2 tRNA genes and 3 rRNA genes are annotated in these 5728 nt (G+C 48.2%); all 5 read right to left on the bottom strand.

Annotated elements, in window-relative coordinates:
- Window positions 1-9 precede the first annotated feature (9 nt).
- The 5 genes from rrf to QL886_RS12945 all read right to left on the bottom strand — a co-directional run bounded on the left by rrf (window position 10) and on the right by QL886_RS12945 (window position 5288).
- Window positions 10-123 (bottom strand): 5S ribosomal RNA (gene rrf, locus QL886_RS12925).
- A 186-nt stretch (window positions 124-309) separates the two neighbouring features.
- A 23S ribosomal RNA gene (locus tag QL886_RS12930) occupies window positions 310-3165 on the bottom strand.
- 347 nt (window positions 3166-3512) lie between these two features.
- Window positions 3513-3588: transfer RNA gene (locus tag QL886_RS12935), tRNA-Ala, on the bottom strand.
- A 9-nt stretch (window positions 3589-3597) separates the two neighbouring features.
- Window positions 3598-3674, bottom strand: a tRNA-Ile gene (locus tag QL886_RS12940).
- A gap of 75 nt (window positions 3675-3749) precedes the next feature.
- Window positions 3750-5288, bottom strand: a 16S ribosomal RNA gene (locus tag QL886_RS12945).
- Together the 16S, 23S and 5S rRNA genes with 2 tRNA genes alongside form the textbook arrangement of a ribosomal RNA operon.
- Window positions 5289-5728: the final 440 nt, after the last annotated feature.

The following is a 5728-nucleotide window of genomic DNA, read 5'->3' on the forward strand; positions in this document are numbered from 1 at the left end:
AGAATAGAGAGCTGACGATGACCTACTCTCACATGGGCGAACCACACTACCATTGGCGCTACGATGTTTCACTTCTGAGTTCGGGAAGGGATCAGGTGGGGCCATCGCGCTATTGTCGTCAGCAAAGGGGGTTAGATATGAGTCTGTTGTTTTTATTGTTTGACTATAAATGTTTAGTTTATGGTCGATCAACTTGTAACCTAACTGAATCAAGGTTAAAGGTGATATCGAAATGTTCTTTCTTATTCTATAGCCTGAGCTATACAAGATAGATTAATTAGACTTGCATACAAACCACTTGGGTGTTGTATGGTCAAGCCAAACGAGCAATTAGTACAGGTTAGCTACACGCATCGCTGCGCTTCCACACCCTGCCTATCAACGTCCTAGTCTTGAACGGCTCTTTAGGGAAATCTAATCTTGAGGTGGGCTTCCCGCTTAGATGCTTTCAGCGGTTATCCCATCCGAACGTAGCTACCGGGCAATGCCACTGGCGTGACAACCCGAACACCAGAGGTTCGTCCACTCTGGTCCTCTCGTACTAGGAGCAGATCCTCTCAAATTTCCAACGCCCACGGTAGATAGGGACCGAACTGTCTCACGACGTTCTAAACCCAGCTCGCGTACCTCTTTAAATGGCGAACAGCCATACCCTTAGGACCTGCTTCAGCCCTAGGATGAGATGAGCCGACATCGAGGTGCCAAACACCGCCGTCGATATGAACTCTTGGGCGGTATCAGCCTGTTATCCCCAGAGTACCTTTTATCCGTTGAGCGATGGCCCTTCCATACAGAACCACCGGATCACTAAGACCTACTTTCGTACCTGCTCGACTTGTGGGTCTCGCAGTTAAGCGCGCTTTTGCCTTTATACTCTACGACCGATTTCCGACCGGTCTGAGCGCACCTTCGTACTCCTCCGTTACTCTTTAGGAGGAGACCGCCCCAGTCAAACTACCCACCATACATTGTCCTCGGTATTGTTATACCTGAGTTAGAACCCCAACATGACCAGGGTGGTATTTCAAGATTGGCTCCACCGAGACTAGCGTCTCGGCTTCAAAGCCTCCCACCTATCCTGCACAAGTCAGGTCAAAGTTCAATGTAAAGCTGTAGTAAAGGTTCACGGGGTCTTTCCGTCTAGCCGCGGGTACACAGCATCTTCACTGCGATTTCGATTTCACTGAGTCTCTGCTGGAGACAGCGCTGCCATCATTATGTCATTCGTGCAGGTCGGAACTTACCCGACAAGGAATTTCGCTACCTTAGGACCGTTATAGTTACGGCCGCCGTTTACTGGGGCTTCGATCAAGAGCTTCGCTTACGCTAACCCCATCAATTAACCTTCCAGCACCGGGCAGACATCACACCCTATACGTCCACTTTCGTGTTTGCAGAGTGCTGTGTTTTTAATAAACAGTTGCAGCAGCCTGGTATCTGCGACTGCCAACAGCTCAAGGAGCAAGTCCTATCACCATCAACAGCGTACCTTCTCCCGAAGTTACGGTACCATTTTGCCTAGTTCCTTCAGCAGAGTTCTCTCAAGCGCCTTGGTATTCTCTACCTGATCACCTGTGTCGGTTTAGGGTACGATTCGTTTATAACTATTGCTTAGAAGCTTTTCCTGGAAGCATGGTATTTGCCACTTCGCTGTACAAGTACAGCTTGCTATCAGATCTCGGTATAGAATAGCCCGGATTTACCTAAGCTATAAACCTACATCCTTTCACCTGGACAACCAACGCCAGGCTGACATAACCTTCTCCGTCCCTCCATCGCATTATAAACAAGTATCGGAATATTAACCGATTTCCCATCGACTACGCCTTTCGGCCTCGCCTTAGGGGTCGACTCACCCAGCCCCGATTAACGTTGGACTGGAACCCTTGATCTTCCGGCGTGCGAGCTTTTCACTCGCATTATCGTTACTCACGTCAGCATTCGCTCTTGTGATACCTCCAGCATGCTTTACAACACACCTTCACAGGCTTACACAACGCTCCCCTACCACTTGAAAACAAATTCAAATCCGCAGCTTCGGCTCCTAGTTTGAGCCCCGTTACATCTTCCGCGCGGGCCGACTCGACTAGTGAGCTATTACGCTTTCTTTAAAGGATGGCTGCTTCTAAGCCAACCTCCTAGCTGTCTATGCCTTCCCACCTCGTTTCCCACTTAACTAGGAATTTGGGGCCTTAGCTGGCGGTCTGGGTTGTTTCCCTCTCCACGATGGACGTTAGCACCCACCGTGTGTCTCCCGGATATCACTCATCGGTATTCGGAGTTTGCATCGGTTTGGTAAGTCGGTATGACCCCCTAGCCGAAACAGTGCTCTACCCCCAATGGTGTTCGTCCGAGGCGCTACCTAAATAGCTTTCGGGGAGAACCAGCTATCACCGAGTTTGATTAGCCTTTCACCCCTATCCACAAGTCATCCCCTGGCTTTTCAACGACAGTGGGTTCGGTCCTCCGGTGCCTGTTACGGCACTTTCAACCTGCTCATGGATAGATCACTCGGTTTCGGGTCTATACCCTGCAACTAAACGCCCTATTAAGACTCGGTTTCCCTACGGCTCCCCTAAACGGTTAACCTTGCTACAGAATATAAGTCGCTGACCCATTATACAAAAGGTACGCGGTCACCCAACAAGTGGGCTCCCACTGCTTGTACGCACACGGTTTCAGGTTCTATTTCACTCCCCTCACAGGGGTTCTTTTCGCCTTTCCCTCACGGTACTGGTTCACTATCGGTCAGTCAGGAGTATTTAGCCTTGGAGGATGGTCCCCCCATCTTCAAACAGGATTTCTCGTGCCCCGCTCTACTTAATATGTTAACTCTAATGTTTCGAATACAGGACTATCACCTACTACGGTCAGCTTTCCCACGCTGTTCTTCTACATTAGAATTAATCGGCTTCTCCCCGTTCGCTCGCCGCTACTAGGGGAATCTCAATTGATGTCTATTCCTAAGGGTACTGAGATGTTTCACTTCCCCTCGTTCGCTTCCTAATAAATTAGGATACCTACCTTATGGTAAGTGGGTTTCCCCATTCAGAAATCTCCGGATCACAGGATATTGCCGCCTCCCCGAAGCTTATCGCAGGCTGTCACGTCTTTCATCGCCTCTGACTGCCAAGGCATCCACCATGTGCGCTTCATTACTTGACCATACAACCCCAAGTAGTCTTTCGACTTCTAAGTGTCATACAATCTAATTATGATAACGATATCACCTATGTTTATACGCTTGATTCAGTTCTCTTTACTTTTTTTAATAACTCACCCCTGGGATAACAACTGATGTCGTTAAGAGGTGAGTTATTAAGGTTAAGAAGTGCGCGTGAACACGCTCTTCCTAACCCAGACTCATATCTATGTTTTTAAATAGTCTCTATGCTCTCGTCGAGTCACAGATTCTGTATAAAACAGAAAGAAGTAATCAATCACAATCACTTGTTTCTATTTAATACCTATTTATTTATTAGCATCTAAAGCTTACTTAACCGTCTTAGTAGTGGTGGAGCCAAACGGAGTCGAACCGTTGACCTCCTGCGTGCAAGGCAGGCGCTCTACCAACTGAGCTATGGCCCCATTGTAAAATGGTGGGTCTAGGTGGACTTGAACCACCGACCCCCGCGTTATCAACACGGTGCTCTAACCAGCTGAGCTACAGACCCTAATACGTTTGTTAAAAACGTAAGCTTAAACTAAAGAACAACTTGTTGTGAATTCTTGCTGACCGAATGCGTCTATAAGGAGGTGATCCAGCCGCAGGTTCCCCTACGGCTACCTTGTTACGACTTCACCCCAGTCATCAACCACACCGTGGTGAACGCCTCCCCGAAGGTTAAGCTATCCACTTCTGGTGCAATCAACTCCCATGGTGTGACGGGCGGTGTGTACAAGGCCCGGGAACGTATTCACCGCGGCATTCTGATCCGCGATTACTAGCGATTCCTACTTCATGGAGTCGAGTTGCAGACTCCAATCTGGACTACGATAGGCTTTTTGAGATTCGCATCACATCGCTGTGTAGCTGCCCTCTGTACCTACCATTGTAGCACGTGTGTAGCCCTGGTCGTAAGGGCCATGATGACTTGACGTCGTCCCCGCCTTCCTCCAGTTTGTCACTGGCAGTATCCTTAGAGTTCCCGGCTTAACCCGCTGGTAACTAAGGACAAGGGTTGCGCTCGTTGCGGGACTTAACCCAACATCTCACGACACGAGCTGACGACAGCCATGCAGCACCTGTATTCTAATTCCCGAAGGCACTCCCGCATCTCTGCAGGATTCTAGATATGTCAAGACCAGGTAAGGTTCTTCGCGTTGCATCGAATTAAACCACATGCTCCACCGCTTGTGCGGGCCCCCGTCAATTCATTTGAGTTTTAACCTTGCGGCCGTACTCCCCAGGCGGTCTACTTATTGCGTTAGCTGCGTCACTAAGTCCTCAAGGGACCCAACGACTAGTAGACATCGTTTACGGCGTGGACTACCAGGGTATCTAATCCTGTTTGCTACCCACGCTTTCGAGCCTCAGTGTCAGTATGATGCCAGGAAGCTGCCTTCGCCATCGGTATTCCTTCAGATCTCTACGCATTTCACCGCTACACCTGAAATTCTACTTCCCTCTCACCTACTCTAGCCTAACAGTTTCAGATGCAGTTCCCAGGTTAAGCCCGGGGATTTCACATCTGACTTATCAAGCCACCTACGCTCGCTTTACGCCCAGTAATTCCGATTAACGCTTGCACCCTCTGTATTACCGCGGCTGCTGGCACAGAGTTAGCCGGTGCTTATTCTGCAGCTAATGTCATCGTCTCCGGGTATTAACCGAAGAGTCTTCTTCACTGCTTAAAGTGCTTTACAACCAAAAGGCCTTCTTCACACACGCGGCATGGCTGGATCAGGGTTTCCCCCATTGTCCAATATTCCCCACTGCTGCCTCCCGTAGGAGTCCGGGCCGTGTCTCAGTCCCGGTGTGGCTGATCATCCTCTCAGACCAGCTACAGATCGTCGCCATGGTAGGCCTTTACCCCACCATCTAGCTAATCCGACTTAGGCTCATCTAATAGCGAGAGCAGTAAACTGCCCCCTTTCTCCCGTAGGTCGTATGCGGTATTAATACGAGTTTCCCCGTGCTATCCCCCACTACTAGGTAGATTCCTAAGTATTACTCACCCGTCCGCCGCTCGACGCCTGGTAGCAAGCTACCATCGTTTCCGCTCGACTTGCATGTGTTAAGCCTGCCGCCAGCGTTCAATCTGAGCCATGATCAAACTCTTCAGTTTAATCTTGCTATGAAGCTCTTTAAAGAAGCTTCTAAACTTGGCTCATCTAATCTGGCAAAATCGCTAAAAATTATGTTCGTAATGAATTAACTTTGAGTTTTTCTGCTGTCTTAAATGATAATTTTTATAGTTAATAATCTCTCCGAAAAGAAAAGATAGTCAACTTTATTTTTTAGCATTCTGAATCAGCAAAAATCCACACAAGTTGTTCTTTAGTTATGCTTTTAAATAATGTCTGACACTGTCGTCCAGTGCTAGTATTTCAAACTAAACAAGTCAGCCAATGTGGCTTATCCTATTTAGCGAGCTGACCATCATATCATGTTTTAATAGTCTGTCAACTTCTTTTTTTAATTTGTTTCAACAAGTTAACTGGGTTATTAATGTGTAATCACACTAGCTACTTCCAGCTCGTCTTGATGAGGTGCGTATTATAGACG

Origin of the sequence: Psychrobacter sp. APC 3281, assembly GCF_030407815.1 — a bacterium.
In the GTDB taxonomy this organism is placed as follows: Bacteria; Pseudomonadota; Gammaproteobacteria; order Pseudomonadales; family Moraxellaceae; genus Psychrobacter.